The organism is Micromonospora violae (genome assembly GCF_004217135.1).
GTDB lineage: Bacteria > Actinomycetota > Actinomycetes > Mycobacteriales > Micromonosporaceae > Micromonospora > Micromonospora violae.
The window spans coordinates 4,051,971-4,078,750 of record NZ_SHKK01000001.1; the positions used below are offsets into that span (position 1 = coordinate 4,051,971).

Consider the following 26,780-nt stretch of genomic DNA (forward strand, 5'->3'; position numbering starts at 1 on the left):
CGTGGGCGCAGGTCATGACCACCACCACGGCTCCGTCGCCAATGCCGCACACCAGCACCGGGGTCGACTCTGGGCGGCATTCGGGCTCCTCGCCACCCTGATGGTGGTCGAGGCCGTGGTGGCCCTGCACACCGGTTCACTCGCCCTGCTCTCCGACGCCGGGCACATGTTCACCGACGTGCTCGGCATCGGGATGGCGCTCGCCGCCATCACGGCGACCCGGCGGGCCACCGGCGACCCGCAGCGCACCTTCGGGCTCTACCGACTCGAGGTGCTCGCCGCGCTGGCCAACGCCGTCCTGCTCTCCGGCGTCGCGATCTACGTGGTGATCGAGGCGATCCGCCGTTTCGGCGACCCGCCCGAGGTCATCGCCGGCCCGATGCTCGCGGTGGCTGTGCTCGGTCTGCTCGCGAACATCGCCGCCTTCGCCCTGCTGCGCGCCGGGGCCCGGGAGAGCATCAACCTCCAGGGCGCCTACCTGGAGGTGCTCGGCGACCTGCTCGGCTCGCTCGGCGTCATCGGCGCGGCGCTGCTCATCACCGTCACCGACTGGTGGTGGGCGGACCCCCTGGTCGCGGTCGCCATCGGCGTCTTCATCCTGCCGCGCACCTGGCGGCTGGCCCGCGCCGCCATCCGCATCCTGGTGCAGGCCGCCCCGGAGCACCTCCAGGTGACCGCCGTGCACGACCGACTGGCCGCGGTCCCCGGTGTCGTCGAGGTGCACGACCTGCACGTCTGGACGCTCACCTCGGGCATGGAGGTGGCCTCCGCACACCTGACCATGGCACCCGGCGCGGACGTCGGCGCGGTGCTCGCCGCAGCCCGCACGGCCCTGCACGACGACTTCCGCATCGAGCACGCGACGTTGCAGATCGAGCCCGGCGCCGCCGCCGGGGCGTGTGGCTCCATCGAGTGGTGACGGGATCACGGTAATTTTCCGTGGTAACGCACGCACCGTCCGTCACATCGGCTGCAGTCGCCCCACCTGCACCGGTAGGCTCAGTCCCGGCCTCCACCAGGCGGCGCCCTCCCGGCGCCGGTGGCGGTCGCCGCCTAATCGCCCAGCAGGGCGAACCGGGGAACCACGTTCCTGGGGTGCATCCGCGTCAGCGGTAGGGATCTTCCGTCCCGAACCCGACAGCTAACCCGGTCGGCGGCTGACGGAAGGACATGCGCAGTGGCACCAGCACGACCACCCGCCGCCCGCCTGGCGGCCCTGATCGTCGCGATGTTCGCCCTCGGCGTCGCGCTTCCGGCCGGCACCGCCTCGGCCGCTCCCCCGACCGGCCAACGGGCCGCCGCGCCCAACTCCGACGAGGAGGGCGGCACCCCGGCGTTGCGCGCCCAACTCGAGGCGGCCAGCAAGGGCTACCTGGACGCGAAACGCGCCCTGGACACCTCGGTACAACGGCAGCGGCAGCTCGCCACCCAGCTCAAGACCATCGAGGTCGAGATCGACCAGCGCAACGGCAAGGTCGGCGAGATCGCCGAAGTGGCGTACCGGACCGGCCGGCTCGGCGCGATGTCGGCGCTGCTCAACAGCAACACCCCGGAGGGCTTCATGGACCGGGCGGCCGCGCTGGACGCGGTGGCCGCCAACGAGGACCGGGTGCTGCGCGACCTGCTGGCCAGCAAGGACCGGGCCAACCGCACCCGGACCGCGCTGGACGGCGAGATCAACGAACAGCGCAAGCAGGTGGCGGTGATGGCCAAGCGCAAGGATCAGGCCGAACGGGCCCTGACCGTGGCCACCGCGGCCAAGCCGCAGACCACCACCGACACCGGCTCCAACCGGGGTACCTCCACCGCCAACGCGAAGGCCGCGCCGCGCAACTCCGACGGCTCCTGGCCCTCCGAGTCATGCAGCGTCAACGACCCGACGCCGGCCAGCGGCTGCATCACCCCACGCACGCTGCACGCGCTCAACCAGGCCAAGGCCGCCGGCTTCACCCGGTACGTCTCGTGCCACCGCCCCAGCGGCTCCGGTGAACACCCGAAGGGTCGGGCCTGCGACTTCGCAGCACAGAAGAACGGCTTCGGTGGGGTCGCCACCGGCGGCGACAAGACGTACGGCAACAACCTGGCCGCGTACTTCATCCGCAACGCGGACCGGCTCGCCGTGCTCTACGTGATCTGGTACAAGCAGATCTGGCTGCCCAGCAGCGGGTGGAAGTCGTACAGCGGCGCGCACGGCACCCCGTCCACCGACCACACCAACCACGTGCACCTGTCGGTCTACTGACCCGTCCGAGCAGGGGCATCCGCTCGCTGTCGCCGAGGTCGGGGCATCCGCACGCCGGGATACCCCGACCTCGGTGACGTTACGTCGACCGCGACGGCGCGGGCCTGATGATCATCGCGACCGTGCTCGCCACGGACAAGCCGTGGGGGCGACGGCGCGCCGGTCAGGTGGGGGGCGACGGGTCGGCGCTGCGGTCCAGGGCCGCGCCGAGCCGGGTCGCCAGCGCGAGGTGAGCGGCTCGGGCCTGGCGGAACGCGTAGCGGAACAGCGGCGTCGGCGCGGTCAGGGTGATCTCGACGTCGATGCGGACCAGGCCGTCCGGCTCGGCGCGCAGGCGGGTGTGGTTGCGTACCGTGGTGGCGGGCCACTGGCGGGCCACCGTGACGATCTCGTCGGTCCCGATGATCAGCACGTCCGCGTGGTACGTGGTCCGGAACCGCAGCGGGCCGGCCGCCAACCGGTCGTTGATCGTGTAACTGGCCCGCGCGCCGGGTCGGGGCGGCACCCGGCGGACCCGGACGATCAGCGGATGCAGCTCACCCTGCCGGGTCAGGTCACTGAGCAGTGCTGCCGCCTCGGCGGGTGAGCACCGGGCCTGGACGGTGTAGCTGAAGGTATCGCTGCTGAGCACACCGTCTCCCGCCGTCGTTGGTCGCCCGATCGTCCCGCACCGATGTCTGGCTGGCAACGCCCGACCGCCCCGGGTGCCGCACCGGACCGGGCCGATGCGGCGACCTGGCACCACCTGCCCCATTAAGGTCGATTGGTACGAAGTCTTCCGAGGGTGCCGGAGGCGGCCAGCATGAACAGCGACGACCGATGAGTGGGCACGTGATGGTCTTCGCGCCCACGCCACAGCTGACGGTGACCGTGGACCAGCCCAACGACCACCCCGAGCTGCACCTGCACCCCGGTGGGCAGGGTGTCTGGCAGGCCCGGATGGTGATCTCCCTCGGCGTCGACGTGGTGCTCTGCGCCGCCCTCGGGGGCGAGATCGGCCAGGTGCTGGAGCCACTGCTGGTCAGCGAGGGCGTGGACCTCAAGGTGGTGGTCCGCGACTCCGGCAGCGGCGGGTACGTGCACGATCGCCGGGCGGGCTCCCGGCAGGAGATCGCCGACGTGCCCGGGCAGCCGCTGAGCCGGCACGAGATCGACGAGTTGTACAACCTCGCGCTCGGCGAGGGCCTGCGCGCCTCGGTGAGCATCCTCAGTGGGCCGAACGAACCCTGGCTCGTCCCTGCCGACCTGTACCGACGCTTCGCCGCCGACCTCGGCGCCAACGGCGGCCGGGTGGTGGTCGACCTCTCCGGTGACCACCTCACGTCGGTGCTGGAGAGCGGGGTGTTCTTCCTCAAGGTGAGTCACGAGGAGCTGATCCGCGACGGTCGCGCCCGCAGCGACGACAGCGTGGAGCTGACCCGGGCCATGTACGAGCTGCACGCGGGCGGCGCCGAGACGGTGGTGGTCAGCCGCGCCGATCAGCCGGCGTTGGCGCTCATCGACGGGGAGCTGTTCCAGGTCGAGATGCCCCGGCTGGAGGCGGCCGACCCGCGGGGTGCGGGCGACTCGATGACCGCGGGAGTGGCGGCCGTCGTGGCCAGGGGCGGAGACATCCGGACCGCCATCCGCACCGGTGCCGCCGCTGGCGCGCTGAACGTGACCCGGCACGGCCTGGGCACCGGGCGGTTGGACTCGATCACCGGCCTGGTGGACCGGGTCCGACTGGTGCCGGCGGACAGCCGGCAACAGGAACGGACCACTCCGGACGAGTTGGCCGACCGGGTGATCGAGCGATGACCCTACGGGTGCTCATCACCAATGACGACGGGATCGCGGCACCGGGCATCCAGGCCCTGGCCTGGGCGGCCCGGCAGCGGGGCCTGGACGTGGTGGTCGCCGCGCCGATGGAGGAGGCGAGCGGCACCAGCGCCGCGATGAGCGCCGTGGAACGCGACGGGCGCGTCGTCGTGAACGACCACCCGCTGCCCGAGCTGGTGGGTGTGCCGGCGTACGGAGTCGCCGGGTCCCCCGGCTTCATCACGCTGATCGCCCTGCACGGGGCGTTCGGCCCGCCGCCGTCGGTGGTGCTCTCCGGTGTCAACCGGGGTGCCAACGCCGGTCGGGCGGTGCTGCACTCCGGGACCGTGGGCGCCGCGTTCACCGCCGCCACCAACGGCTGCCGGGCGATGGCGGTCTCCCTCGACGTGCTCTCGGCCGGCGAGGCGACGGCCGCGAGCGGCGGGGCCGCGGTGGACGCCGCCGCTCGGGTACGCGACGCCGAGCGGCACTGGAACACCGCCACGCGCGTCGCCCTGGACCTGCTCCCCCGGTTGACCTCCGCGCCGATGGAGAGCGTGCTCAACGTGAACGTTCCCGACCTGCCGCACGGGGAGCTGCGCGGCGTGCGGCGAGGCACCCTGGCCAGCTTCGGTCAGGTGCAGATGACGGTGGCGGAATCCGGCCACGGCTTCGTGCGTACCTCACTGCAGGAGCCGGGGCAGGCCGCACAGCCCGGCACGGACGTGGCGTTGCTGGCTGCCGGGTACGCGTCGGTGACAGCCATCCGGGCGGTCAGCGAGGCGAGCGACATCGACCTGACCGGCCTGGACGAGTAGCCCGCACGGCTTCGTTCGCGACTGCGGGGCTGCTCACTCCTCGCGCTCACCGACGCGCTCAGGCGCCGGGCAGCACCTCGGGGGTGGCGGCACCGGCGAAGTAGGGCTCCGGGGCGCCGAAGAGGCCGAGCAGGCCGGTCACCCAGAGCTGCCGGTGCACGAATCGGCTCGGCTCGGTCACCACCAGCTTGACGCCGCTGACCTCGGCCGTCTGGAAGCCGGCAACCATGGCGCTGATGCCGACCGAGTCGATGAAGGTGACCAGCCTCATGTTGAGTTCGATGCGGAGCGGGCGGCCCTTGGCCAGCACCTCCGCGATCGCTTCGCGCACCTCGTACGCTGTGTCGACGTCGATCTCGCCCCGTGGGGCGATCTCCACGACACCACCGGACAGAACAGACTTCACGATCGACAGGCTCACGCGAGCACCTCCACCCGCCCGTCCCCCGGGCGCCTCATCAGTACGCGGGCCGCGACCGAGAGTATTCCTCCGATGGCCTCGGTCGCCACCCCTCGGGATGAGCAATTCGCGGATCCGGACCCACAAAGCCACCCATATCCGCACTTTTCAGTATCTGATTACTCAAGACTTTTCGTTATCTGACCATCGACGATCGGTCGGGACCGACGCGCCGCCGAACCAGGGTAGCGGTCCGGACCCGGCACACCCGACAACCGCCCCACCGCGCACTCCCGCCCCGTGTGCCGTCGGCGTGTCGCCCACGTCCGGCCGCCGTGATTCGCGGCCCACCGTTGCCGACGCGCCCTAGCATCGGCCGGGACACCAACCGCAACGGAGAGGATCTTCGATGATCAAGCGACTTGCCGGGTTGGCCGGCGTCGGCGTTCTGCTCGCCCTCGTCCTGGCCTGCGGTTTCGGTGGCGGCGGGGATGACGATGACGACGATGACGACGACTTCGCCCGCGGCGTAGCCGTGTCGGCGGTGCGCTGAGCCGGCGGCGCACCCAGGCATGGTGCGCTGAACCGGCGGCGCACCGAGTCATGGTGCGCCGACCCGCCGTTGCCCCGCGGCGGTCGGGGTTTGCGCCCGGCCGACGTGGGGCACTGCGGGATAGGCGACACCGTGACGCGCTGGGAAGACGCCGACGTCCGAAGTGGCCGGCGCTTCGGCACCCGAGGAGGTAACCACGATGTTCGGAACCAACCTGCTGGACCGCCGCAGCAAGCCGGAGCGGATCGCGGACCAGGCCTGGGAGCACCTGCTCTCGGCCGTCAGTTCCGCTGGAGACAGTGTGCGGGACACCGCCCGCTCGGCCCGTCGCAACAGCAGCGGTCTCGCCGAAGAGGCCGGTGACCTGGTGGGATCCGCCGCCGACGAGGCGCGACGCCGGGCCTCGCTGGCCTTCGATGCGCTCGCCGGCCGCCAGCCGGCACTGCCCTGGACGCTCCTGATCGGCGCCGCGCTTGTCGGCGCGGCGGTCGGTTGGGCCGTCGGCTCCGCCGCGCGGGCCGCCGGCAGCCGGGACGACCGTGCCATGGACGACGTGGAGTTCGTCGACGTCGACCGCCCCAGCTCCCCCGCCGCCTGAACCACAGCACCAGCACGGGCCCCGGCGCGACCCCGGTCGAGCGGGGCCCGTCGCGCGTCACTGCGCCATCGAGCGGGATGGAACCGGTCCGCCGGGTGCCGGACCCCTCAGGCGGCCCGGCGGACCGGTGTTCGGTGGCGACCCGGTCTTCCCGTCACCACGGTGGTGGGGGTGGTGGCGGCCAACACGGACACGAACGCGTCGGTGAGACTTCTCCGCATCTGCGGTTCCTCTCGGGATGGAGCCCCGGGGGACGGGGTCGATCGCCTGGGTGACGCCGTGGCCGGGGGACGAGCACGGCGACGAGGACGGGCGGAGCTGCCCTGGCTCCACCACCCGATGCGACGGCTCCCGCAATCGAGGAACGCGATTTACCGTAACCGAAAGGCGCTCGCTTTGGAAGCGCTCCCATCATAGATGTTCGTCCGTCCTTCCCCGCCGAGCCGCCCAGGTCCGGCGACACCGTCACCCGGTCCGGGCGACGGCGGCTCACCCCGGGCGACGGCAGGATCGCAGCACGGCGGACCGCCGGCCACAGCCACCCGGTCCGCCACCGCAACAGCCGAGGAGGGACAGATGGCCATCGCGCAGATCAGCCGCACCGACCAGGACATCCAGTCCGCCGTGCTCGACGAGCTGACCTGGGAACCGCGGGTGCAGCCGCACGAGATCGGCGTGACCGTCGCCGAGGGCGTCGTCACCCTGACCGGCCGCGTGGACAGCTACGCCAGGAAGTGGGCCGCCGAACGGGCCGCTCACCGGGTCGCCTCGGTCCGGGCGGTCGCCAACGACGTGGCCGTGCAGCTCACCAACAGCACCGAGCGTGCCGACAGCGACCTGGCCGCCGCGGCCAGCCACGCGCTGGAGTGGGACGCGTTCGTACCCATCGAGAAGCTCCAGGTCACCGTCTCCGCCGGCTGGGTGACGCTGCACGGCGACGTCGAGTGGGAGTACCAGCGCCGAGCCGCCGAGAACGCGGTCGCCCGGCTGACCGGCGTACGCGGGGTGAGCAACGGCATCACCGTCCGACCGGCCGCCGCCCCGGACGGGCACGATCTGGCCGACCGGATCGTCGACGCCCTCACCCGGGCCGGCGCGACCGAGGCCGAACGGATCAGCGTCCGGGTGCACGGCGACACCGCGATCCTCGCCGGATTGGTGCACTCGATGCCCGAACGGGCCGAGGTCGAGCAGGTGGCCTGGTCCGCGCCCGGCATCCGGGAGGTGCAGAACCACATCGCGGTCGCCCCGGTGCTGCGCTGAGCAGGCGCCGAACCACCCGGGGTGGGTGAGCCCACCTCACCCACCCCGGGAGCAGGCTGGTGGCATGAGTGATCCGAACGGGCTGATCCAACCGGGACGCACCGCGCCCGATTTCACCCTGCCGGCCACCCCGGACGGTGCTCTGACGGGGCCCCAGCAGTTCCGTGGCCGGCCGGTCGTGCTCGCCTTCTACCCCGCCGACTGGAGCCCGGTCTGCGGGGACCAGATGTCGCTCTACCAGTCGGCGGCACCCGTCTTCGCCCAGTACCAGGCGGTGGTGCTCGGCGTGTCGGTGGACAGCATCTGGTCACACCGGGCGTTCGCGGAGAGCCGGGGCATCGAGTTTCCCCTGCTGGCCGACTTCGAGCCGAAGGGCGAGGTTTCGCGCCGCTACGGGGCGTACCAGCCGCAGCAGGGCGAGGCGGCCCGCGCGCTGGTCGTGCTCGACCCGACGGGGACGGTGACCTGGAGCCACCTGTCGCCGCCGGACGTCAACCCCGGCGCCGACGGCATCTTCGACGCGCTGGACCAACTCGCCGCCGATCGGAAGGTGATGGCCGGATGACCACGCCACTTCAGGTCACCGCCCGACTTCGGGACCCGGTGACCGCCGACGACCACATCCGGGGGCCGGCCGACGCGGCGGTGACCATCGTCGAGTACGGCGACTTCCAGTGCCAGTTCTGCGGTGCCGCGTACCCGAACCTGCACGAGTTGCTGCGACAGCGGGCCGACACCGTACGGCTGGTCTACCGCTACTTCCCGATCGCCAACGTGCACCCGTACGCCGAACGCGCCGCCGAGACGGCCGAGGCCGCCGCCGTCCGGGGCCGGTTCTGGGAGATGCACGACTGGCTCTACGAGCATCAGGACCAACTCGACCCGGTGCACCTCTCGCTCGGTGTCGAGCAGGTCGGGTTGCCGCCGGACGAGTTGAACGCCGAGGTGGAGAACCGGACGCACGCCGACCGGGTACGCCGCGACTTCGTGGGGGGCATCCGCAGCGGGGTGAACGGCACCCCCACCCTGTTCGTCAACGGGGTTCGGCACGACGGCGGGTACGACCTGCCCGACCTGCTGACGGCTGCGGACGCCGCCGCCAACGCCTGACCGCCATCCGCTCAGATCAGCCGCAACTCGCGCGCCCGCCGGACCGCTTCGCGCCGGCGGGTCGCGTCGAGTTTGCGGTAGATGTTGCGGACGTGGGTCTTCACCGTGTTGACCGAGAGGGACAGCTCGCTGGCGATCTCCACGTTGGACAGGATGCTCTGCAGGTACCGCAGGATGGTCAGCTCCCGCTCGGTCAACGGCTCGTCGAGCGTGCCTCTCGGCCCGGCGGCCGGCCCGGCCGTGCTCTGCCCCGCCCCCCGCACCAGATCACTGACCAGCGCGAAGTGGGCGGTGCCCGCGTCCAGGTGCGCGGCCAGCAGGTCCCGCACGGGCGGCTCGGCACGGGTGAAGGCCCGTCGGCAGCCCTGCGGGCCGGCCAGGTCCAACGTCTGCTCCAGGATCCGACCCGCTCGACGCCGGTCCCCGGCGCGCTCGGCCAGCACCGCGTCCAGCAGGCCCGCGTCCAGACGTACCGGTAGCGGCCACGCGCTCGCCGCGGGCGCCAGCCAGTCCGGCAGGGTCCGCTCGGCGGCGGCGTCGCCGGCCAGCAACTGCACCTTCGCCAACGTCACCGCGAGCACCGGGTCGGTCTCCTCGTCGGTGACGCCGTCCAGCAGCTCGCGGGCGGAGTCCAGATCGCCCCGCACGGCGCGCAGTTCGGCTTCGGCGGCGCGCAGCAGATTGGTCAATTCGGCGGCGGACGGCCGGTCGGCCAGCGACTCCCGGGCCTGGACCAGCAGCCGCTGGCCGGCCGCCGGGTCGCCCGAGTCGCGGCACAGCTGCGCCCGACACAGTGCGGCCACCGCCGCCGCCACCGGTTCGCCGCCGGCCGCGACGGGCCAGTCGTCGCCCACCGCCGCGCCGGCCCAGCTCTCCGTCACATCGAACGCCGGACGGGCGAGGGCGAGGTTCGCCGTGGCCTCCTCGGGCTGGTCGCGCAGCAGCGCCACCACTGCGAGAGCCAGGTACGCGTAGCCGCAGTCGAGCCGACCGGACCAGCCCCGACCGGACGGCAGGCCAAGCGCGTCCCGGGCCGCCTGCTCAGCCGCCCGCAACTCGCCGCGCACCGCGAGCAGCAGCGCGGCCCGGCTGGCACCGACCAGTTCGGTACGCGGCCGACCGGCCTCCCGAGCCGCCGCCCGGGCCCGGACGAACCGGGCGGTGGGCAGCGCGCCGTCGGCCAACTCGCCCAGCCCCAGCGCGGTGCCGGTGAACGCCCGCAGGTCCAGGTCGTCGGCCGCGCCGCCACCACCGGTGGTCGGGGCGGAGCCCGTCAACCCGGTCGGGGCGGCGTTCGGCACCCGTGTCGGCGTGGCCTGCGGTGGGCGGGTACGTAGCAGTCGCCCGGCGGCGGCTCGGACCTCTGCGCGGTCGTCGTCGAGCCGGGCCACGGTCAGTTCCAGCGCGGTGACCAACCGCAGGAACCGGTCCCGGCGCGGCACCGGCAGGCCCGCGGCGTACCCGGCGGCGGCGCGCAGGTGACCGACGGCGGCCGTCAGGTCACCGGCGTACGCGCGCTCGGCGGCACAGGCCAACGCCACCTCCGGGTCGGCGCGGATCACCTCCGCTGGCGGCGGCGCGGGTGCCGGCGCGTGCACCGGTTCACGGTCGTAGCGGGCCAGCTCCGGCCAGTGCGCGACGAACAGATCACCGGCCAGATCCCAGCGGCCGGCGGCCAGGGCGTGCCGCAGACCGTCGGCGGGCCGGCCGGCGCCCGCGTACCAGTCGGCGGCCCGTGCGTGCAGCTCGTGCCGCTCGTCGGCGGGCAACCGCGCCAGGTCGGCGCGGAGCAGGTCGGCCAGCAGCGACTCGCACCGGTACCACGGCGGCCGGCTGCCCTCCCGGTGCAGCAGACCACCGGTTCCGGCCAGGTCGGCCAGCGCCTGCCCGGCGTCGGCGCGACCGGTCAGGGCCTCGGCCAGGTCGGCGCAGACGGTGTCGACGAGGGCGGTACGGCGCAGCAGGTCCTCCTCCGCCGGGTCGAGCGTCGCGAGCACCTCCTCGTGCAGGTAGCCGGCGATCTCCGGTTGGTCGCCGCCGAACTGCCCCACCCAGCGTTCCGGGTCGGGCTGTCCGCGTACCGCCAGGGCCGCGATGCGCAGCGCGGCCGGCCAGCCGCCGGTGCGCTCCCGCAGCCGGCGCACGGCGGTCGCCGGCAACGGAGCGGCGTGGGCGGTGAGCAGATCGGCCACCTCGTCGTCGGTGAACGCCAGCTCGTCCGGGCCGATCTCGGTCAGCTCGCCGGCGAGGCGGAGCCGGTGCAGGGGCAGGTGCAGACCGGCCCGCGCGCCGACCACCAGACGCAGCCGCCCCCCGGCGTGGCGCAGCAGGAACTCCAGGCCGGTCAGGGCCGCCGGGTCGGCGGCCCGGTGCAGGTCGTCCAGGATCAGCAGCACCGGCCGGTCGGCGGCGGCGAGCGTGGCGGCCAGCGCCTCCAGCTGGTCGGGGCGCGGCGGCCGGTCGGGCACCGGGCCGTCCTGCGCCAACCCGATCGCCGAGCGCAGAGCCGCGGCGAGGTACGCCCAGAGCCGGTCGGAGTCGTCGCCGGCCTCCACCGACATCCACGCCGTGACCGGCTCGTCAGCCGAGGACACCGACAGGTCGCCGGAGTCGGGCACGGTCGCGCCGGGCTCGACGTCGGGCGGAACACCGCCCAGCCGTACCCAGGAGGCGAGCAGGGTGGTCTTGCCCCAGCCGGCGGGGGCGGCCACCAGGGTGACCGGTCCCCGGCTGCCCTCGTCCAACCGGCGCAGCAGGCGGGGCCGGGCCACCACCGGCTCCGGCGGCACAGCCGGCGTCAGCCGGGACGCCAGCAGCGGCGGCCCCGGCGCCGGCTCGACCCGTACGCGTTCCTGTTCCGCCACCCAGCCCCACCCCCACCACACGTTCCGCCCCCGGTCGGCGAGCGGTTACCCGGCGCGGGCCGGTTCACCCCTTCCGGGCGAGCGCGCTTCACCCGGCCAGCACCGACGATCGGGGGACGTGAACCGGGAGGTCAGGTGGTACCCATGCGACGGCTGGTGCGGGCGGGATTCGCCCTCGGCGGCGCGGCGCTGGCCGGGGCGGCCCGGTTGCTGCGCGTACCCCGTCAGCGGGGCCGGTTCGGCGCGGACGGCGACGCGGCGGGCCGGTGGGAGGTGGTGACCGTCGACCGGCCGCCGGAGCAGGTGCTTCCCGACGGCCGCTGGCCGGAGCCGCTGCGCCGCCTGGGCGGGGCGGTCGAGGTGCGGATGCGCGCGGCGCCCGGCGACCGGGGCACCGAGCTGGCCGCCCGGCCACTGACCGGCGTCACCCCGCCCACCGGGCTGGCCGCGCACCTGGTCGGCGACGACCCGGGTCTGCTGGTCCGCCGGACACTGCGCCAGGTCAAGCAACGGGTGGAGGCCGGCGAGGTGCTCCGCGCGGACCGCTCGGCGCTGGACCGTCCCGAGGTCCACGGGTGAGGGCGCTGTGCTGGGTGGCGGCCGGCGAGGTGGGGGTACGCGAGGTGCCCGACCCGGAGCTGCGCAACGAGCGTGACGTCATCGTCCGGGTTCGGCGCAGCGCCACCTGCGGAGGTGACCTGCCGCTGCTGGCCGGCCCGCACCCGCTGCTGCGCGCCGGCGACGTGCTCGGCGCGGAGTTCCTGGGCGAGGTGGTCGAGGTTGGCCCCGAGGTCCGGCGGCACCGCACCGGCGACCGGGTGGTCGTCGGCGCGGGCGTGGCCTGCGGCGGCTGCTGGTACTGCCGTCAGGGCCTGCACTCCTGCTGCGACAACGCCCATGCCGACCTGCCGAGCGCCGACCCCGACTGGGTCCGCTCGGACGCCGGCTGTTTCGGCCGACCCCGGGCGGCGGGCGGCTTCGCGGGCGGCCACGCCGAGTACGTGCGGGTGCCGTACGCCGACGTGAGCGCGTTCCGGGTGCCGGAGAGCGTCGACGACGACCGGGCGGTGTTCGCGGCGGACGCCGCGCCGACCGGGTGGCTCGCCGCCGAGTTGGGTGCGGTGCGCCCCGGCGACGTGGTGGCGATCTGGGGCGCCGGGGCGGTCGGCCAGTTGACCGCCCGGGCGGCGGTGCTGCGCGGCGCGGCCCGGGTGCTGGTCGTGGACCGGCACGAGGAGCGGTTGCGGATGGCCGAGCGGCACGCGGCAGCCGAGCCGCTGGACTACCGCCGCACCGACGTCGCGGCCGAGCTGCGCGACCGTAGCGGCGGGCGCGGGCCGGACGTGTGCGTGGTGGCGGTCGGCACCCCGCCGGCCCGGTCGCTGGTCGACCGGTTCGCCGGCCCGCACGCCGACCGACCGGACGCGCTGCGGGAGGCCGTGCACGCGTGTCGCAAGGGCGGCGTGGTGGTGGTGCTCGGCGGAACGGACGGGTTCGTCGACGCGTTCCCGCTGGGCGCGGTGACCGAGCGGCGGCTCACCCTGCGCGGGGCCGGGCGGCCGGATCTGCGGGACGTGCCGATGCTGCTGGACCGGATGGCCCGCGACGAGCTGCGGACCGAACACCTGGCCACCCACCGACTGCCGTTGGCGCAGGGCCCCGAGGGGTACGCGCTGTTCCGGGACCGGGCCGACGGCTGCGTACGGGCCGTGTTCACGCCGTGACGAGTGTCGATCGGCGGGGGCGAATGGCAGACTCCGGGGATGGCCGTGGAGCGAACGTACGACGTGGTGCTGTTCGGAGCGACCGGGTTCACCGGCGGCCTGACCGCTGAGTACCTGGCCCGACACGCGCCGGCTGGGCTGCGCTGGGCGCTGGCCGGGCGCAACCCGCAGCGCCTCGCCGCGGTCCGGGATCGGCTCGCCGCGATCGATGCGCGCCTGACCGACCTGCCGCTGCTCAGCGCCGACGTGACCGACGCCGACTCCCTGCGGGCGGTGGCGGACAGCGCCCGGGTGGTGGCCAGCACGGTCGGCCCGTACATCCACCACGGCGAGCCGCTGGTCGCGGCCTGCGCCCGGGCCGGCACCGACTACCTGGACATCACCGGCGAGCCGGAGTTCGTCGACCTCATGTACGTACGCCACCACGCCGAGGCGACCCGCACCGGCGCGCGGCTGGTACACGCCTGCGGCTTCGACTCCATCCCGCACGACCTGGGCGCCTGGTTCACCGTCAAACAGTTGCCCGCCGACGTCCCGATCACCGTGGACGGGTACGTGCGCGCCGGTGGCCGGTTCTCCGCCGGCACCTACCATTCGGCGCTCACCGCGTTCTCCCGTACCGGGCAGGCCAGCCAGGCCGCCCTCGCCCGGCGGGCGGTCGAGCCGCGCCCCACCGACCGTCGGGTCCGGGCGGTGCCCGGCCGGCTCGCCCGCTCGGCGGAGCTGGGCATCTGGACCGTGCCGCTGCCGACCATCGACCCGCAGGTGGTCCGCCGCTCGGCCGCGGCCCGCCCGGAGTACGGCCCGGACTTCCGCTACCGGCACTTCGCCGCAGTGAAACGGCTACCCACCGTCCTGGTCGGCGCGGCCGGGCTCGGCGCGCTGATCGGGCTGGTGAAGCTGCCGCCCAGCCGACGCTGGCTGCTCGGCCGGCTCGCGTCCGGGCAGGGGCCCACCGCACAGCAGCGGGCGTCGTCCTGGTTCCGGGTCCGGTTCGTCGGCACCGGCGGCGGGCAGCGGGTGGTCACCGAGGTCGCCGGCGGTGACCCCGGCTACGACGAGACGGCGAAGATGCTCGGCGAGTCGGCGCTGTGCCTGGCGCTCGACGAGCTGCCGCCGACCGCCGGCCAGCTCACCCCGGTCGCCGCGATGGGTGACGCGCTGCTCGACCGGCTCGTCCGGGCCGGCCTCACCTTCCGGGTGCTGGAACGCTCGGCTTGACCCTCGACCGGGTCGAGGGGGCAGGATGCCCAGCGTGAACGACCTGCACAGCATCGGCGAGCTGGCCCGGGCCAGCGGCCTGACCGTCAGCGCCCTGCGCTTCTACGACTCGGCGGGGGTGCTGACGCCGACCCTGGTCGACCCGGTGACCGGCTACCGCTGGTACACCGAGGAGCAGATCACCCCGGCCCGGCTGGTGGCCGGGCTGCGCCGGATCGGCATGCCGGTTCCGGAGATCGCCGCCGCGGTACGCGCCGAGCCGGCCGTGGTGCACCACCTGCTCGACGCGCACCTGCGCCGACTCGCCGACGGGCTCAGCGACGCCCGCCGGGAGGCCGACCGGCTCCGGGCCCTGGTGGACCCGGCCCCGCCGGCCGCCACCACGCTGCTGCTCTCCCCCGCCGGGTTGGCCGCCGCGCTCGACGCGGTGCGCTTCGCCGTCAGCGTCGACCCGGCCCTGCCGATGCTCGCCGGTGTGCTCTTCGACGTGGAGCCCGACGGCGTCCGGCTCGTCGCCACCGACCGGTACCGGCTCGCGTTGGCTCGGGCCGGGGCCGACGTCGACGGTCCGCCGGTGCGGGTGTTCGTGCCGGTGGCCCTCGTCGACCAGCTCCGGCCGCTGCTCGACACCGCCGACACCTGGCCGGTCCGGTTGACCGTGGCCGGCGCGGACCTGCGGCTGCGGGTGGCCGACCGCACGCTGACCGGCACCGCCCTGCCGTACGACTTCCCGGACTACCACCGGCTGCTGCGTACGTCCGTCGGCGAGCGGCCGACCGCGCGGCGGATCCCGGTGGACGTGGCCACGCTGCGCGCCGCGCTGGTCGACCCGGCGGCCCCCACGGTCGCCCTCGACCACGACGGCACGACCCGGGAGGTCACCGTGCTGGGCGTCGACGACCAGGGCGGGCTGCGGCTGCTCCCCGCCGCCGACCTGGGCACCGACGCGCTGCGGGTCGGGGTGGACGGTGGTTACCTGCTGGACGCGCTGAACGCGGCCGGCGGGCCGCAACTGGTGCTGGAGCTGGATGGGCCGATCGCCCCGCTGGCCGTACGCCGACCGGACGACGCGGACACCTACTCGGTGCTCATGCCGATCCGACTCTAGAACCTCCCCGCCCCGGGCCCAGGGGGCCGCGACGGTAACATCTGGGGGTTCACCAGTGAACCCCGGACGGAGGCGTACGGAGCAGCATGCTCGACATGGAGTTGATCCGGAAGGATCGCGAGGCGGTGGCGACCGCGCTGGCGAAGCGTCTGGATCCCGCCGAGGTCACCCGTGCCCTGGACGAGATCCAGCGGCTCGACCAGGAACGCCGTGCCCTGATCACGGAGATCGACGCCGAGCGGCAGCGCCGCAAGGCCGAGGCCCGGGCGTACGCGCAGGCAAAGCGCGCCGGCGAGGAGCCGCAGGTCGCCGCACCGGAGGCGGAGCGTAAGCAGCTCGCCGAGCTGGAGTCCCAGCTGGACGAGGTGCAGGCCCGGCTGCGCGACGCGATGAGTGAGCTGCCCAACCTGCCCAGCGACGATGTCGTGGCCGGCGGCAAGGAAGCCAACCGGGTCGTGAAGACCTTCGGCGAGCCGCCGGTGATCGAGAAGGTCCGCGACCACGTGGAGCTGAGCCGCGCGCTGGGTCTGGTCGACTACGAGCGCGGCGTGAAGCTCGGCGGGTCCGGTTTCTGGATCTACACGGGGGTCGGCGCCCGGCTGGAGTGGGCGCTGCTCAACTACTTCGTCGACCAGCACATCAAGGCCGGCTACGAGTTCCTGCTCCCGCCGCACCTGCTGCTGGATTCGGCCGGCTTCGCCGCCGGGCAGTTCCCCAAGTTCTACGACGACGTCTACCACCTGGACTCGGCGTCCGCCCCGCGCGGCCAGTTCCTGCTGCCCACGTCGGAGACAGCGATCCTCGGCGCCTACCAGGACGAGATCCTGGAGACCCCGAAGCTGCCGCTGAAGGCGTTCGCGTACACCCCGTGCTACCGGCGGGAGTCGGCCGGCTCGCACTCGGACGAGCGCGGCACGGTGCGGGGGCACCAGTTCAACAAGGTGGAGATCTTCCAGTTCACCCTGCCGGAGCAGGCCGACGCGGCGCTGGAGGAGATGCTCGCCCACGCCGAGAGCCTGGTCGAGGGGCTGGGTCTGCACTACCAGCGCACGCTGCTCTCGGCCGGTGACGCCAGCGCCTCGATGAAGAAGACACTCGACATTGAGGTGTGGATGCCGAGCACCGGCAAGTACAAGGAGGTGTCGTCGGTCTCCTGGGCCGGCGACTACCAGGCTCGTCGGGCCGCCATCCGTTACCGCGAGCCGGGCGGCAAGCAGACCCGCTTCGTGCACACCCTCAACGGGTCGGCGCTGGCCACCAGCCGGCTCTTCCCGGCCATCCTGGAGCAGTACCAGCAGGCCGACGGCAGCGTCCTGATCCCCAAGGTCCTCCAGGACCGCCTGGGCACCGACCGGCTGACCCCCCTGCGCTAGCCAGCTCCCCGAATTGATCGACGGGGGCGGGGCTGATGCGGATCGCATCAGCCCCGCCCCCGTCCATTCGGGCCCCGGGTGTCACACCGTGGTCAATCCCGACGCGGAGCTGTTCCGGCTCCGGCGCGGACAGGCGGTGCCGGTTCAGGCACCGAACACCTCCACGGAGGTCAGTCGGGCGTCACCGGGCTGCCAGTCGGCGACCGCGACCGCCAGGTACCGCGCGGAGGACCCGGTCGAGATGGTGGTCTCGGGTTTCGGCTTCGGCTCCGAGGCGACCGTCCCGTAGCCGAGTCCGTCGGCCGAGGTGGCGACGGTGATCGGCCGCCGCCGACCGGGAGTCCAGGTCAGGCGGACCGATGCCAGTGCCTGGAGCGATCCGAGGTCGATCACCATTCGGCCGTTCGGGCCGGGTTGCCAGGCCGTCCCCGGGTCGCCGTCGACGGCGGCCGACGGGTCGGTCATGCCGGCCGGGAGCGGTGACGTCGGGTAGGTCGTCCGAGACCGGGCCAGGTCGCTGGTCGGCGTCACCGTTTCACCCGCGAACGCGACGTCCTTGCTGTGTCCAGCGGGGACCGTCACCCGCTGTCGGGTGCCGCCGGCCGCGGACTCCACCTGCACCTTCACGATGTGCCCGGCGGGTGCGGTGATGCGGAGGTGGTGCGAGTCGGTGACGTCGAACCGGGTACCGGCGGGAATCTCCTCCTCCGGCTGTGCGGCGGTCACGGTGAACCGGGGCGGCTCGACGCGTGCCGTCGCGGCGGCAAGGTCGACCTGGTAGGTGGTGGTCCCCGACCCGGCGACCTGGCTTCCGTGGTACAGCCGCAGCGTGGTGCCCTGCGACAGCGTGACGGCCGCCGCCGTGATGTCGTCGCCGGACAGGTTGAACAGGCTCAGGTATCCGTCCGCGTCACTCACCCGCAACGCCTCCGGACCACCACTGGGCAGGGTTCGCGACGCCGCGGCGGCCAGGGCCGACCTGCTCGCGCCCGCGTACCCCTCGACGATCATTCGAGTGCTGCCGGTGGCCGGTCCGCTGGACAGGGTGACGGTGGTCGCGGTCACGGTGATCGGATTCTGGGCGTTGTGGACGACCAGACCCGCCCGTCCGTCGACATCCAGCCAGGAGCCGGCGATGGTCGGGCTGTCCGGCACCACCGCCGCGTCGCTCCAGTTGGTGCCGTCGAGCGAGGTCTGGATGACGTAGCGGGTGCCGTACGCGGCCTCCCAGTCCAGGCGTACGCCGCTGATGTCGGTCGGCTCGCCGAGGTCGACGGCGAGCCAACTGTCCGTGCGGCCGCGTTCCTCCCGGGCGACCGCCCAGCGGGTGCCGGAGTTGCCGTCGGTCGCGCGCGCTGCGGGGTAGGCGGGGTCAGCGGACGAGGCCGTGGTGGGCCGGCCGATGGCGCGGTCGACGCCGCCGGCGTCGAGCACGGCGAAGGCGAACAGCGAGTAGCCGTACTGGTTGGCGGGGGATCGGCCGAGCATCCGCACGTGCCGGGCTGAACGAGGCGCGAAGCTGATCTCGTCGGTGCCGCCGTCGCCGACGCCCTGTCCAGCCAGGGTGACGGACCCCTGTTCGCCGGTGAAGGTACGGGTGCCGGTGAGCCCGGGTACACCGGGCATGTCCAGGTTGAACAGGGTGAGCGCGCCCTCATCGGCAGCAATGCCGGTGGTGGCGTACACGACCGTACCGGTGGGCAGCGTGACGTATCCGGCGGTGCCGCCGGCGACGCGGAGAACGGTCGCCGTGGCGTCGACACCGTCCCGGGCCACGGTGTACGCGGCGGAGGTGCGACCGAGGACCGGCGCGGACTGCTTCGGCAGCAGCGAGGCGGCCCGGGTGTCGAACAGCCAGTTGTCGTGGGCGGGGGCCCACTGGAACGAGACGAATCCGGTCTTACTGACCGCTGCGGCGAAGGCGGTCGGGGTTTGCTGGGCGGTCAGCCCAGCTTTCGCCCCGAAGTCCCGGGTGCCCGCCGCCGCCGCGAAGAACGTGGTGCTGGCGACCGGTTCGACCACGCCGCCGTTGGCTGCCCGCCAGGCGTGGAAGAGGTAGCTGATGGCGATTTCGGCCCGGGCTTCGGGCTCGTACTTCGGCTCGCCGCTGAACTTGGTGAGCCGGTTCTCGGGCGGGTAGTTCAGGTAGGGCATGAGCCGGTCGGCGAGGTCCGCCTCGGCCCGGGCGGCGTGCCGGTCGCCCTGGACCTGCGCGAGGAAGGCGAGCGGCAGGGCATCACGGCCGTACAGGTGGTAGCGGTCCGCGACCATCGGCATGAAGGGTTCGCCGGCATCGCTGGCCATCAGCCGCATGGTCCGCCACAACTCGGCGCCGTTGGGCTGCCGGGTGAGTGCCTCGGGGAGCGGTTGGCCGGCGGTCAGGAAGTGCACGGCGGTACGACCGGCGGTGCGCCACAGTTCTTCCTGGTAGTGCGGGCCGAAGGAGTCGTGATTCTCGACGAGGAACGTGTCGTGGATGTTGTGAGCGGTGTTCCAGTCCGCGACCGCCCGCCCCTCGACGACGGCGGGGTTGGCCCGGTCGGCTGCCGGTAGTCCGCTCGCGTTGAGCATCCACGTCAGGAACCGCTCGCGCCACGCCGCGGCTGCGGGGTCGTCCGCCGCCCAGGCCAGGCCGGGCGCGATCGCCTGGGCGTAGACCCCCATCTCCTCGAGCTTGGTGTCACCGCTCCAGCCACCGGTGAGGCCGTTCGGCGTCCAACCGCCACTCAGCGGGTCGTTACCGGTGCCGAGGGAGTGGGCGTACGCGGCCTGCCCACGGGCGATGCGGTCGACGTTGTTGCGGGTCACCTCGTCCAGGTCGGACCAGAGCAGTCGGGCGGCCAGGACGAAGTACAGCTCAAAGGTGCTGTCCCAGAACAGCTGTCGGCCCCACTCGGTGCCGCCGGTGAGCCGGTTGGTGGCCGCGAACCGGCGGATGGTCGCGATGGTACGGGCGTGCAGCGTGTCCCGGTCGACGCCGGCTGCCGCCGCGTCGTACCCGGGCGAGATGAGCAGGACCGCGTTACCGAGGACGACCGCGAACCTGAAGTCCGCGAGGCGGTACGCGTTGATCGCCGGATCCCACTGCTCCTCGGCCCATCGGGTGTGGGCGAGCAGCAGCGCGTGGTAGGTCTTGGCGACCGGGCCGGTGGCCGCAGCCGGTGGCGTGGTGCCGGCTGGCGCGGCCTGGGCGGCGGCCGGTCGGGCGATGGCGAGTCCAGCGCCGATGGCGCCGCCAAGGATGAGGAGCCGTCGCCTGCTCAGCTCGAATTCGGAGATACGCATGGTGGTCCTTCGGTGTGACAACGTTGTCAGACAGACTCCGATGATCGCTTCCCGATGTCAAGAGCAGTGCGTTACCTCAGGTCGGGCGGCGGGCGCGCTTCGCCAGGAGCGCGATTAGGAGCAGGGTGGCCAGGGCGGCCAGCAGCACCGCCGGGCCGACCCGGTCGACGGCGTCGGCCAGGGCTCGCTGGACCTGGGCGGCCACCCGGATGACCGGGTCGTGCAGCGCGTCGCGGCGGCCGGCGGCAAGCCGCAGCTCGTACCAGCCGTACCAGGCGACATAGCCGCCGGCGAGCAGCAGCACCAGGCCACTGAGCCGGGGCACCAACGCACCGGCGACGCGCAGCCGGGCCACCAGGCCGTCGCGCACCAGCGCCACCCCGAGCGCGGCGACCGCGACCACCAGACCCATCCCGAGGGCGTACGCGCCGAACAGCGCCAACCCCTGGCCGGTCGAGCCGGCCTGGAGGCTGGTCACCACGATGGCCAGGAACGGGGCGATGGCGCAGCCGAGCGACGCCAACGCGTACGCCGCGCCGAACAGCGCCATCGACGGCCAGGACCGGGTCAGCCGGGGGGCTCGGGCGGACCAGCCGGGGGCGGGCAGCCGCCGACCGGCCAGCAGCCAGCAGCCGGCCAGCACCAGCAGCACACCGAGCGCCACCGTCAGCCACGGCAGCCGGGGCCGCAGCCACCCGGCCAGCGGCGCGAGCGCCAGGCCGAACGCGCCGAACACCAGCACGTACCCCACTGTCAGCCCGGCCGCCGCGGTGAGCGCGCGGCCGACCGCGCCGCGGGTGTCCGACGTCCCGGCGACCAACAGCGAGAGGTACGCGGGCAGCAACGCGAAGCCGCACGGGTTGACCGCGCCGAGCATGCCGGCGGTCAGCGCGAGCAGCAGGGCGGCGGTCACGCCCCGGCCAGTGCGGCGACCTTGGCGGTGAGCGCCTCACCGTCCAGGAAGCCCTGGTGGACGATTGCGCCGTTCCGGTCGATGACCACGAAGATGCTCTGCTCGGTCACCTTGAACCGCTTCCAGAGCACTCCCTTGCTGTCCTCGATCTGTGGTGTCGCGCCGAGCTCGAACTCGGTGACGAACTCCTTCATGGCCTTGCGCTCGCCGAGCCCGGCGACACCGACGATCGGCACGGTGTCCCGGTACTTCGGTGCGATCTCGGCCACCGTCCAGGCCTGGCTGGCGCAGGTGGCGCACCACGGCGCCCAGAACCACAGCACCACGGGTCTGCCGGCGAGCTGTGCCGCGTCGAACGCCGCCCCGCCGAGGGTGGTCCCGGTGAAGCGCAGAACGTCCGGAACCTGCGCCGGGGCGGCGGGTGGTCCGCCGGTCGCCGCGTCGCTCGGCGGAGACGGTGAGTCGGTCGAGGCCGGGGCCGATCCGGCGGCGGCGGGTCCACCCGGGGCGGTGCCGGTGCAGGCCGCAGCGCCGAACAGGGCCACGACGAGCGCCCCGACGGTGGCGGCCCGGCGCAACTGCCCGGCCGCTGGAACGCGGCGCAGCTGCCCGGCCCTTGTCAACGCCATGCCGATCCGCATCCGCTTCTCCGTTCCGGTCCGGAAGGGACCCTTGCCGGGCCTGACGCTTAACTATTCGGCCTTGGCGAGCCGCAGAGCCAGCTCCGGGCAGACCTTGACCGCCTTCAGCGCGCCCTCCCGCAGCCAGGTCGGCACCGGGGTGGCCGGGAAGGCGGGATATCCGTTCGCGTCGAGCCGGATGAAGTCCGGTACGACGTGCGCGCAGAGGCCGTGCCCGTCACAGCGCGACCAGTCCAGGGTGAGCTTCTGCGGGTTCGCGTCGGGCGCGCCCGGCAGCCCCATCACGCCCTTGACCCGTCGGCCACAACCGTCGCCGGTGCTGTGCAGCCGCAGGTCCTCGCTGAAGACCTCGATCGCGGAGAGCGCGAACCGGGCGGTGCCGTCCGGGTGGCTGCACGCGCCCCGGCCCTTCACCTCGCCGGCCGCGGCGCGCACCACGTCCGCCGGTTGGCTGCCGGCGACGGCCAGGTCCACCGCGCGGGCCAGGTCCGGCAGGCCCATCTTGCACGGGCCGCACTGCCCGGCGGACTCGCCAGCCAGGTAGCGGACCACCTGGGCGGCCTCGCCGAGCGGGCAGGTGTCGACACCGATCGGGACGATGATGCCCGCGCCGAGGGTGCCGCCGACCGCAGCCAGGCCCTTGCGGGAGACCTCGGCCTTCTCCGCCGCCTCCGGGGTGATCCACTTGCCGTGGTAGCCGCCCATCAGGATGCCCTGGACGTCCGGCACCTCGCACAGGTCAAGGACGTCACGCAACGGCATCCCGGCGGTGCACTCCACCACGGCCGGTCGGCCCGCCGCGCCGGTCACGGTGAGCAGCACGGTGCCCGGCTCGTCGTCGGTGCCGAGCGCCGCGTACTCGTACGGGCCCAGTCGGGCGCCGACGGCGAGCTGGGCGTACGTCTCGGCGTTGGACAGCAGGGTGGGCAGACCGCTGACCCCGGAGTCGCTGGAGCGCTTCTTGGTGCCCGGTGGGATGTGCGGCAGCCCGTTGATCCCGTTGACCAGGGCACCCCCCTCGCCGGAGATGAACCGGTGCGGCACGGTGACGATCGTCGTCTGCACCGGCATCCGGCGCTCGTCGAGAGCCTCCATCAGCGAGTCCCGGCCGACCCCGTCGTCGGCCACGCCGATGACGATCTCGTCGGCGTCCAGCGCGTAGGCGGCCAGCGCCGCGCCGTCCAGGATCAGGTGCGGGGCGCGGGTCAGCAGCACCTTGTCCTTCCAGCTGGCCGGCTCCCCCTCGGTGGCGTTGACCACCACCACTGCGGCGAGGTCCTGCCGTTCGCAGGACTCCAGCACCGCGCGCAGCTTGCGGGCGAACGGGAACCCGGCACCACCCTTGCCCTTGAGTTGCATGCCCTCGGCGAGCCGGAGCAGCTGCGCCGGTTCCATCGGGCCGATCGGTCCGTGCACGTCCTCGTGCGCGATCAGGTCGAGCCGGCCGTACTCGGCGAAACCGGCGGTGAGCCGGGGCTCGCCCACGCAGGCGACCGGCGGCACGGCGGTCCGCATCACTTCGCCTCACCCCGCAGCCCGGCCCAGTACGCCCCGTCCACCGCGTCGGCACTGGCCTTGCGGCGCTTGGCGGAGCGGCCCTCGCCGGCGGCCCGCTTGGCGCGGCGGGACGCCAGGTCGACCAGGGTCGGGGTGTCGTCGACGGGCGGCGGCACCTCGTCCGGCACGTACCGGGCCGGCGGGCGCCAGTAGTCCGGCTCTTCGGGCAGGTCGTCCTCGACGCTGTGCCGGCCGCTGCCGCTGCGCGGGGCGGACGAGATCGGCTCGGCGGAGACCGGGCCGGCGGAGATGGGTTCGGCGGCCTGCCACCGGCGTGGGCTGTCCCACGGCTCCTCGGGCTCGTCGAGGGCCGGCAGCGGCGGCGTCGAGTAGCGGCTGCCGTCGTCCTCGCTGCGGGAGCGGCGACGGGACCGTTCGGCGGCCGGCTCGTCGGCACGTCGCCGGCCGGTGGGGACGGCTTCGTCGCGTCGACGGGTATCGGTCTCCTCCACGCTGCGGCGGGCCGGTCGGCGGTTCGTCGGCTCCTCCTCGGCTCGTCGGCCGCGCGAGGACCGTTCGGTGTCGCGGCGGGCGGCCGGCTCCTCCTCCCGGCGGCGTCGGCTGGGCCGGGCCGGCTCGACGAGGGAACCGGGCTCGGGCACCACCGGGACGGTGAACCGTTCCGGGTCGCGCCGCGCGGCCGGGGCGGCCCAGGTGGCGGTCGTGGTGTCCGCCCAGGCGGGACGCTTGTCGGCGGCCTTCGGGCGCCGACCCAACCCGGCCAGCAGCGTTCGGGCGGTCTTCGCCTCCTCGGCCCGACCAACCATCACCGCGTTGCGCACCGCGGCCTGGTGCTGCTCCCGGCTGCGCCGACCGATGGTGACCGAGAACCGGACCAGCAGGGCCAGCACCACCAGCAGGACGCAGCCGAGGTAGCTGAGCACCACCCAGGGCGCTGCGGCCCGGCCGGCGTTGAGGCCGTGCAGGATGGCGAACGGCCAGGCCAGGTACGCGGTGGAGTGCAGCGTGCGCCACAGCCACTTCGGACCGACACCGGCGAAGCGGGCCCGGATGATGCCGGTCCAGATCACGCTGACCATCAGCAGGGCGGCCACCGTGCCGAGCCCGACGTAGAGCCCTCCGCCGCCGACGAACGGCACCAGCGCGTCGGTCGCCGCCGCCCGCCCGGTGCCGATCTTGGTGAGGACGTGGAAGCCGAGCCCGGCCACGCCCAGCACGCCGGTGGCCCGGTGCGCCGACTGCAGCAGCACCCGGTGCGGGATCCGCAGCACCAGCCGGTCGGTGGCGAGCAGGCCGAACATCACGGTGAGGCTCAACGCCACCAGGGAGACCACCCCGGCGAAGAACTCGGTGAAGAAGAAGCCGTACGCGTACGCCGTCTGGCCCGCGCCGGTCAGCATGATCGCCGCCCAGAGCGCGGCGAGGACCGACGCGATCAGCAGGGCGGCCGCCGGCCGCGACTGGGTGCGTACCCCCCGACTGCTGGCGCTGGTCCGGACGGTCGCCGCCTTCTTGTCCTGCTGTGCCCGGGCCATCTGCTCCTCGATCGTCTCGCGGCGGCGCACCACCGGCCGACCCCTGCTCCCCCATCCAGTACGGACCGGCGGGGCGCGCGGATCACCCGCCGCCGAAAAAATTCTGGGCCGACATCGAACCGAGGGGCCCGGCCGTGCGTTGTGGCCGCTCCCCGTCACCGACCCGGACAGCGACGGATGTCCATGCATTGACAGCCCTCGCAACACGCTTGTAACTTTTCAGCAAGGGTTGCAAGATTTCGACAACTCGGCTCCCCCACCGCACCACCACCCCCGCCCCCGTCAGGAGTCCCCATGCACCGACGTCGACGCGGCTCGGCGCTCCTCGCCCTCGGCCTGATCGCCAGCCTGCTCGTCCCCAGCACCGTGACGGCGCCCCCGGCCGTCGCCGCCCCGTCCGGCGGCAAGAAGGTCATCGTCCAGCTCTTCGAGTGGAACTGGCCCTCGGTGGCCAGCGAGTGCCAGAGCACCCTCGGCCCGAAGGGGTACGGCTACGTGCAGGTCTCACCCCCGCAGGAGCACGTGCGGGGCAACCAGTGGTGGCTGGCGTACCAGCCGGTCAGCTATCGGATCGAGTCCCGCAAGGGCACCCGGGCCCAGTTCCAGTCGATGGTGAACACCTGCCACGCCGCCGGGGTCAAGGTCATCGTCGACGCGGTGATCAACCACATGTCCGGTCAGGACAACGGCGGCACCGGCTGGGCCGGCTCGTCCTACTCGCACTACGACTACCCGGGCATCTACCAGACCCAGGACTTCCACCACTGCGGACGCAACGGCGGCGACGACATCGCCAACTACAACGACCGGTACGAGGTGCAGAACTGCGAACTGGTCAACCTCTCCGACCTGAAGACCGAGTCGGACTACGTCCGTACGAAGATCGCCTCGTACCTCAACGACCTGCTCTCGCTCGGCGTGGACGGTTTCCGGCTGGACGCCAGCAAGCACATGCCGGCCGCCGACATCGCCGCGATCAAGGGCAAGTTGTCGCGCTCGGCGTACCTCGTCCAGGAGGTCATCCACGGTGCCGGCGAGCCGATCCAGCCGACCGAGTACACCGGCAACGGCGACGTGCACGAGTTCCGCTACGGCAAGGACCTGGCCCGGGTGTTCCGCTCCGAACGGCTGGCGTACCTGCGCAACTTCGGCGAGGGCTGGGGGCACCTGCCCACCGGCCCGGCGTCGGTGTTCGTCGACAACCACGACACCCAACGCGACTCCGGCGGAGTGTTGACCTACAAGGACCGCGGGATCTACGCCCTGGCGAACGCCTTCATGCTGGCCTGGCCGTACGGCTCCCCCACCGTCATGTCCAGCTACACCTTCAGCAGCCGGGACGCCGGCCCGCCGTCGGACGGTGCCAACAAGACGCTCAACACCACCTGCTACTCCGGCTGGGAATGTGAACACCGCTGGCCGGTGATCGCCAACATGGTCGGCTTCCGCAACGCCACCGAGGGCGCCGGCGTGGCCAACTGGTACGGCAACGGCAACAACCACATCGCGTTCAGTCGCAGCGGCAAGGGCTACCTCACCGTCAACGACGAGGATGCCGCGGTGAACGGCCGCTCCTACTTCAGCGGGCTGCCCGCCGGCCGATACTGCGACGTCATCCACGGCACGTACGCGGGCGGCACGTGCAGCGGACCGGTGATCACGGTGGACGGTAACGGCTGGTTCGCGGCCAACGTACCGGCACATGACGCGGTCGCCATCCACATCGGCGCGCGACTCTAGGGCCTGGCCGGGGCCTCCGGACGGCGGTTTTAGCCGAACCGGGGGCCCCGGAGCATTCGCCACCATAGAGTGGTTTC

22 protein-coding genes, 1 pseudogene and 1 riboswitch are annotated in these 26,780 nt (G+C 73.3%); of the genes and pseudogenes, 15 read left to right on the forward strand and 8 right to left on the reverse strand.

Annotated elements, in window-relative coordinates; all coding sequences use genetic code 11:
- Position 1: 1 nt before the first annotated feature.
- Together EV382_RS17855 and EV382_RS17860 are read left to right on the forward strand one after the other, a co-directional pair.
- The gene (locus tag EV382_RS17855; protein WP_130403372.1) at positions 2–919 is read left to right on the forward strand and encodes a cation diffusion facilitator family transporter; all 918 of its coding nucleotides are present in this window, start codon (positions 2–4) and stop codon (positions 917–919) included.
- Positions 920–1,040: 121 nt separating this feature from the next.
- Positions 1,041–1,172: riboswitch (cyclic di-AMP (ydaO/yuaA leader) on the forward strand.
- 5 nt (positions 1,173–1,177) lie between these two features.
- Complete coding sequence (locus EV382_RS17860; protein ID WP_425271909.1) at positions 1,178–2,242, forward strand: coiled-coil domain-containing protein; 1,065 nt, start codon at positions 1,178–1,180, stop codon at positions 2,240–2,242.
- Between the two features lie 163 nt (positions 2,243–2,405).
- On the opposite strand, the gene EV382_RS17865 is transcribed toward EV382_RS17860, so the two are convergent.
- A complete protein-coding gene (locus EV382_RS17865; RefSeq protein WP_130403374.1) occupies positions 2,406–2,873 on the reverse strand; it encodes an SRPBCC family protein in 468 nt (155 codons plus the stop codon).
- Between the two features lie 188 nt (positions 2,874–3,061).
- Between EV382_RS17865 and EV382_RS17870 the strand changes: the two genes are divergently transcribed.
- Positions 3,062–4,039, forward strand: coding sequence for a 1-phosphofructokinase family hexose kinase (locus tag EV382_RS17870; RefSeq protein ID WP_208758441.1), 978 nt, complete (start codon positions 3,062–3,064; stop codon positions 4,037–4,039).
- Complete coding sequence (gene surE / locus EV382_RS17875; protein ID WP_130403376.1) at positions 4,036–4,857, forward strand: 5'/3'-nucleotidase SurE; 822 nt, start codon at positions 4,036–4,038, stop codon at positions 4,855–4,857. The genes EV382_RS17870 and surE overlap by 4 nt, the downstream gene beginning before the upstream one ends.
- Positions 4,858–4,915: 58 nt before the next feature.
- Here surE and EV382_RS17880 read toward each other — a convergent pair whose 3' ends face one another.
- The gene (locus tag EV382_RS17880; RefSeq protein WP_130403378.1) at positions 4,916–5,278 is read right to left on the reverse strand and encodes an STAS domain-containing protein; all 363 of its coding nucleotides are present in this window, start codon (positions 5,276–5,278) and stop codon (positions 4,916–4,918) included.
- A 388-nt stretch (positions 5,279–5,666) separates the two neighbouring features.
- Here EV382_RS17880 and EV382_RS32815 point away from each other — a divergent pair, with 388 nt between their 5' ends.
- The 5 genes from EV382_RS32815 to EV382_RS17900 all read left to right on the forward strand — a co-directional run bounded on the left by EV382_RS32815 (position 5,667) and on the right by EV382_RS17900 (position 8,781).
- Positions 5,667–5,810 carry a hypothetical protein gene (locus EV382_RS32815; protein ID WP_158629639.1) on the forward strand — a complete coding sequence of 48 codons (144 nt, stop codon included), beginning with the start codon at positions 5,667–5,669 and terminating at the stop codon, positions 5,808–5,810.
- A 199-nt stretch (positions 5,811–6,009) separates the two neighbouring features.
- Positions 6,010–6,408, forward strand: a complete 399-nt coding sequence (locus EV382_RS17885; protein ID WP_130403380.1) for a hypothetical protein — start codon at positions 6,010–6,012, stop codon at positions 6,406–6,408.
- A 576-nt stretch (positions 6,409–6,984) separates the two neighbouring features.
- Positions 6,985–7,671 carry a BON domain-containing protein gene (locus EV382_RS17890; RefSeq protein ID WP_130403382.1) on the forward strand — a complete coding sequence of 229 codons (687 nt, stop codon included), beginning with the start codon at positions 6,985–6,987 and terminating at the stop codon, positions 7,669–7,671.
- 64 nt (positions 7,672–7,735) lie between these two features.
- Entirely contained in the window at positions 7,736–8,236 is a 501-nt protein-coding gene (locus tag EV382_RS17895; RefSeq protein WP_130403384.1) for a redoxin domain-containing protein, read from the forward strand.
- Positions 8,233–8,781, forward strand: coding sequence for a DsbA family protein (locus EV382_RS17900; protein WP_130403386.1), 549 nt, complete (start codon positions 8,233–8,235; stop codon positions 8,779–8,781). The genes EV382_RS17895 and EV382_RS17900 overlap by 4 nt, the downstream gene beginning before the upstream one ends.
- 11 nt (positions 8,782–8,792) lie before the next feature.
- Here EV382_RS17900 and EV382_RS17905 read toward each other — a convergent pair.
- Positions 8,793–11,713 (reverse strand): annotated as a pseudogene (locus EV382_RS17905) (winged helix-turn-helix domain-containing protein).
- A gap of 76 nt (positions 11,714–11,789) precedes the next feature.
- Between EV382_RS17905 and EV382_RS17910 the strand changes: the two are divergent.
- From EV382_RS17910 to serS, 5 genes are all read left to right on the forward strand, one after another.
- Entirely contained in the window at positions 11,790–12,224 is a 435-nt protein-coding gene (locus EV382_RS17910; RefSeq protein WP_244236742.1) for a hypothetical protein, read from the forward strand.
- A complete protein-coding gene (locus EV382_RS17915; protein WP_130403392.1) occupies positions 12,221–13,369 on the forward strand; it encodes an alcohol dehydrogenase catalytic domain-containing protein in 1,149 nt (382 codons plus the stop codon). Before EV382_RS17910 ends, EV382_RS17915 begins: the two co-directional genes overlap by 4 nt.
- 39 nt (positions 13,370–13,408) lie before the next feature.
- Positions 13,409–14,590 (forward strand): saccharopine dehydrogenase family protein, encoded by a 1,182-nt coding sequence (locus EV382_RS17920; protein WP_130403394.1) that lies wholly within the window; start codon positions 13,409–13,411, stop codon positions 14,588–14,590.
- A gap of 25 nt (positions 14,591–14,615) precedes the next feature.
- The gene (locus tag EV382_RS17925; RefSeq protein WP_130403396.1) at positions 14,616–15,698 is read left to right on the forward strand and encodes a DNA polymerase III subunit beta family protein; all 1,083 of its coding nucleotides are present in this window, start codon (positions 14,616–14,618) and stop codon (positions 15,696–15,698) included.
- Between the two features lie 86 nt (positions 15,699–15,784).
- Positions 15,785–17,071, forward strand: a complete 1,287-nt coding sequence (gene serS, locus EV382_RS17930; RefSeq protein ID WP_130403398.1) for a serine--tRNA ligase — start codon at positions 15,785–15,787, stop codon at positions 17,069–17,071.
- Positions 17,072–17,215: 144 nt separating this feature from the next.
- Here serS and EV382_RS17935 read toward each other — a convergent pair whose 3' ends face one another.
- The 5 genes from EV382_RS17935 to EV382_RS17955 all read right to left on the reverse strand — a co-directional run bounded on the left by EV382_RS17935 (position 17,216) and on the right by EV382_RS17955 (position 24,996).
- The gene (locus EV382_RS17935; protein ID WP_130403400.1) at positions 17,216–20,356 is read right to left on the reverse strand and encodes a discoidin domain-containing protein; all 3,141 of its coding nucleotides are present in this window, start codon (positions 20,354–20,356) and stop codon (positions 17,216–17,218) included.
- A gap of 76 nt (positions 20,357–20,432) precedes the next feature.
- Positions 20,433–21,269, reverse strand: a complete 837-nt coding sequence (locus EV382_RS17940; protein WP_130403402.1) for a cytochrome c biogenesis CcdA family protein — start codon at positions 21,267–21,269, stop codon at positions 20,433–20,435.
- Positions 21,266–21,898: a TlpA family protein disulfide reductase gene (locus tag EV382_RS17945; protein WP_130408960.1), complete on the reverse strand. Its 633-nt coding sequence runs from the start codon at positions 21,896–21,898 to the stop codon at positions 21,266–21,268. The genes EV382_RS17940 and EV382_RS17945 overlap by 4 nt, the downstream gene beginning before the upstream one ends.
- 63 nt (positions 21,899–21,961) lie before the next feature.
- On the reverse strand, positions 21,962–23,425 hold the full coding sequence (locus EV382_RS17950) for an NADH-quinone oxidoreductase subunit NuoF family protein (protein ID WP_208758442.1): 1,464 nt from the start codon (positions 23,423–23,425) through the stop codon (positions 21,962–21,964).
- Positions 23,425–24,996 carry a chromosomal replication initiator protein DnaA gene (locus EV382_RS17955; protein WP_244236744.1) on the reverse strand — a complete coding sequence of 524 codons (1,572 nt, stop codon included), beginning with the start codon at positions 24,994–24,996 and terminating at the stop codon, positions 23,425–23,427. Before EV382_RS17955 ends, EV382_RS17950 begins: the two co-directional genes overlap by 1 nt.
- A gap of 261 nt (positions 24,997–25,257) precedes the next feature.
- Here EV382_RS17955 and EV382_RS17960 point away from each other — a divergent pair, with 261 nt between their 5' ends.
- The gene (locus tag EV382_RS17960; protein WP_130403406.1) at positions 25,258–26,703 is read left to right on the forward strand and encodes an alpha-amylase; all 1,446 of its coding nucleotides are present in this window, start codon (positions 25,258–25,260) and stop codon (positions 26,701–26,703) included.
- Positions 26,704–26,780 lie beyond the last annotated feature (77 nt).

Bases quoted from the DNA above. Each gene is read 5' to 3' on its own strand.
- EV382_RS17890 (WP_130403382.1), top strand. From the start codon at position 6,985: ATGGCCATCGCGCAGATCAGCCGCACCGACCAGGACATCCAGTCCGCC.
- EV382_RS17925 (WP_130403396.1), top strand. From the start codon at position 14,616: ATGCCCAGCGTGAACGACCTGCACAGCATCGGCGAGCTGGCCCGGGCC.
- EV382_RS17960 (WP_130403406.1), top strand. From the start codon at position 25,258: ATGCACCGACGTCGACGCGGCTCGGCGCTCCTCGCCCTCGGCCTGATC.
- EV382_RS17900 (WP_130403386.1), top strand. From the start codon at position 8,233: ATGACCACGCCACTTCAGGTCACCGCCCGACTTCGGGACCCGGTGACC.
- serS (WP_130403398.1), top strand. From the start codon at position 15,785: ATGCTCGACATGGAGTTGATCCGGAAGGATCGCGAGGCGGTGGCGACC.
- surE (WP_130403376.1), top strand. From the start codon at position 4,036: ATGACCCTACGGGTGCTCATCACCAATGACGACGGGATCGCGGCACCG.
- EV382_RS32815 (WP_158629639.1), top strand. From the start codon at position 5,667: ATGATCAAGCGACTTGCCGGGTTGGCCGGCGTCGGCGTTCTGCTCGCC.
- EV382_RS17950 (WP_208758442.1), bottom strand. From the start codon at position 23,425: ATGCGGACCGCCGTGCCGCCGGTCGCCTGCGTGGGCGAGCCCCGGCTC.
- EV382_RS17895 (WP_130403384.1), top strand. From the start codon at position 7,736: ATGAGTGATCCGAACGGGCTGATCCAACCGGGACGCACCGCGCCCGAT.
- EV382_RS17870 (WP_208758441.1), top strand. From the start codon at position 3,062: ATGAGTGGGCACGTGATGGTCTTCGCGCCCACGCCACAGCTGACGGTG.
- EV382_RS17885 (WP_130403380.1), top strand. From the start codon at position 6,010: ATGTTCGGAACCAACCTGCTGGACCGCCGCAGCAAGCCGGAGCGGATC.
- EV382_RS17910 (WP_244236742.1), top strand. From the start codon at position 11,790: ATGCGACGGCTGGTGCGGGCGGGATTCGCCCTCGGCGGCGCGGCGCTG.
- EV382_RS17920 (WP_130403394.1), top strand. From the start codon at position 13,409: ATGGCCGTGGAGCGAACGTACGACGTGGTGCTGTTCGGAGCGACCGGG.
- EV382_RS17935 (WP_130403400.1), bottom strand. From the start codon at position 20,356: ATGCGTATCTCCGAATTCGAGCTGAGCAGGCGACGGCTCCTCATCCTT.
- EV382_RS17945 (WP_130408960.1), bottom strand. From the start codon at position 21,898: ATGGCGTTGACAAGGGCCGGGCAGCTGCGCCGCGTTCCAGCGGCCGGG.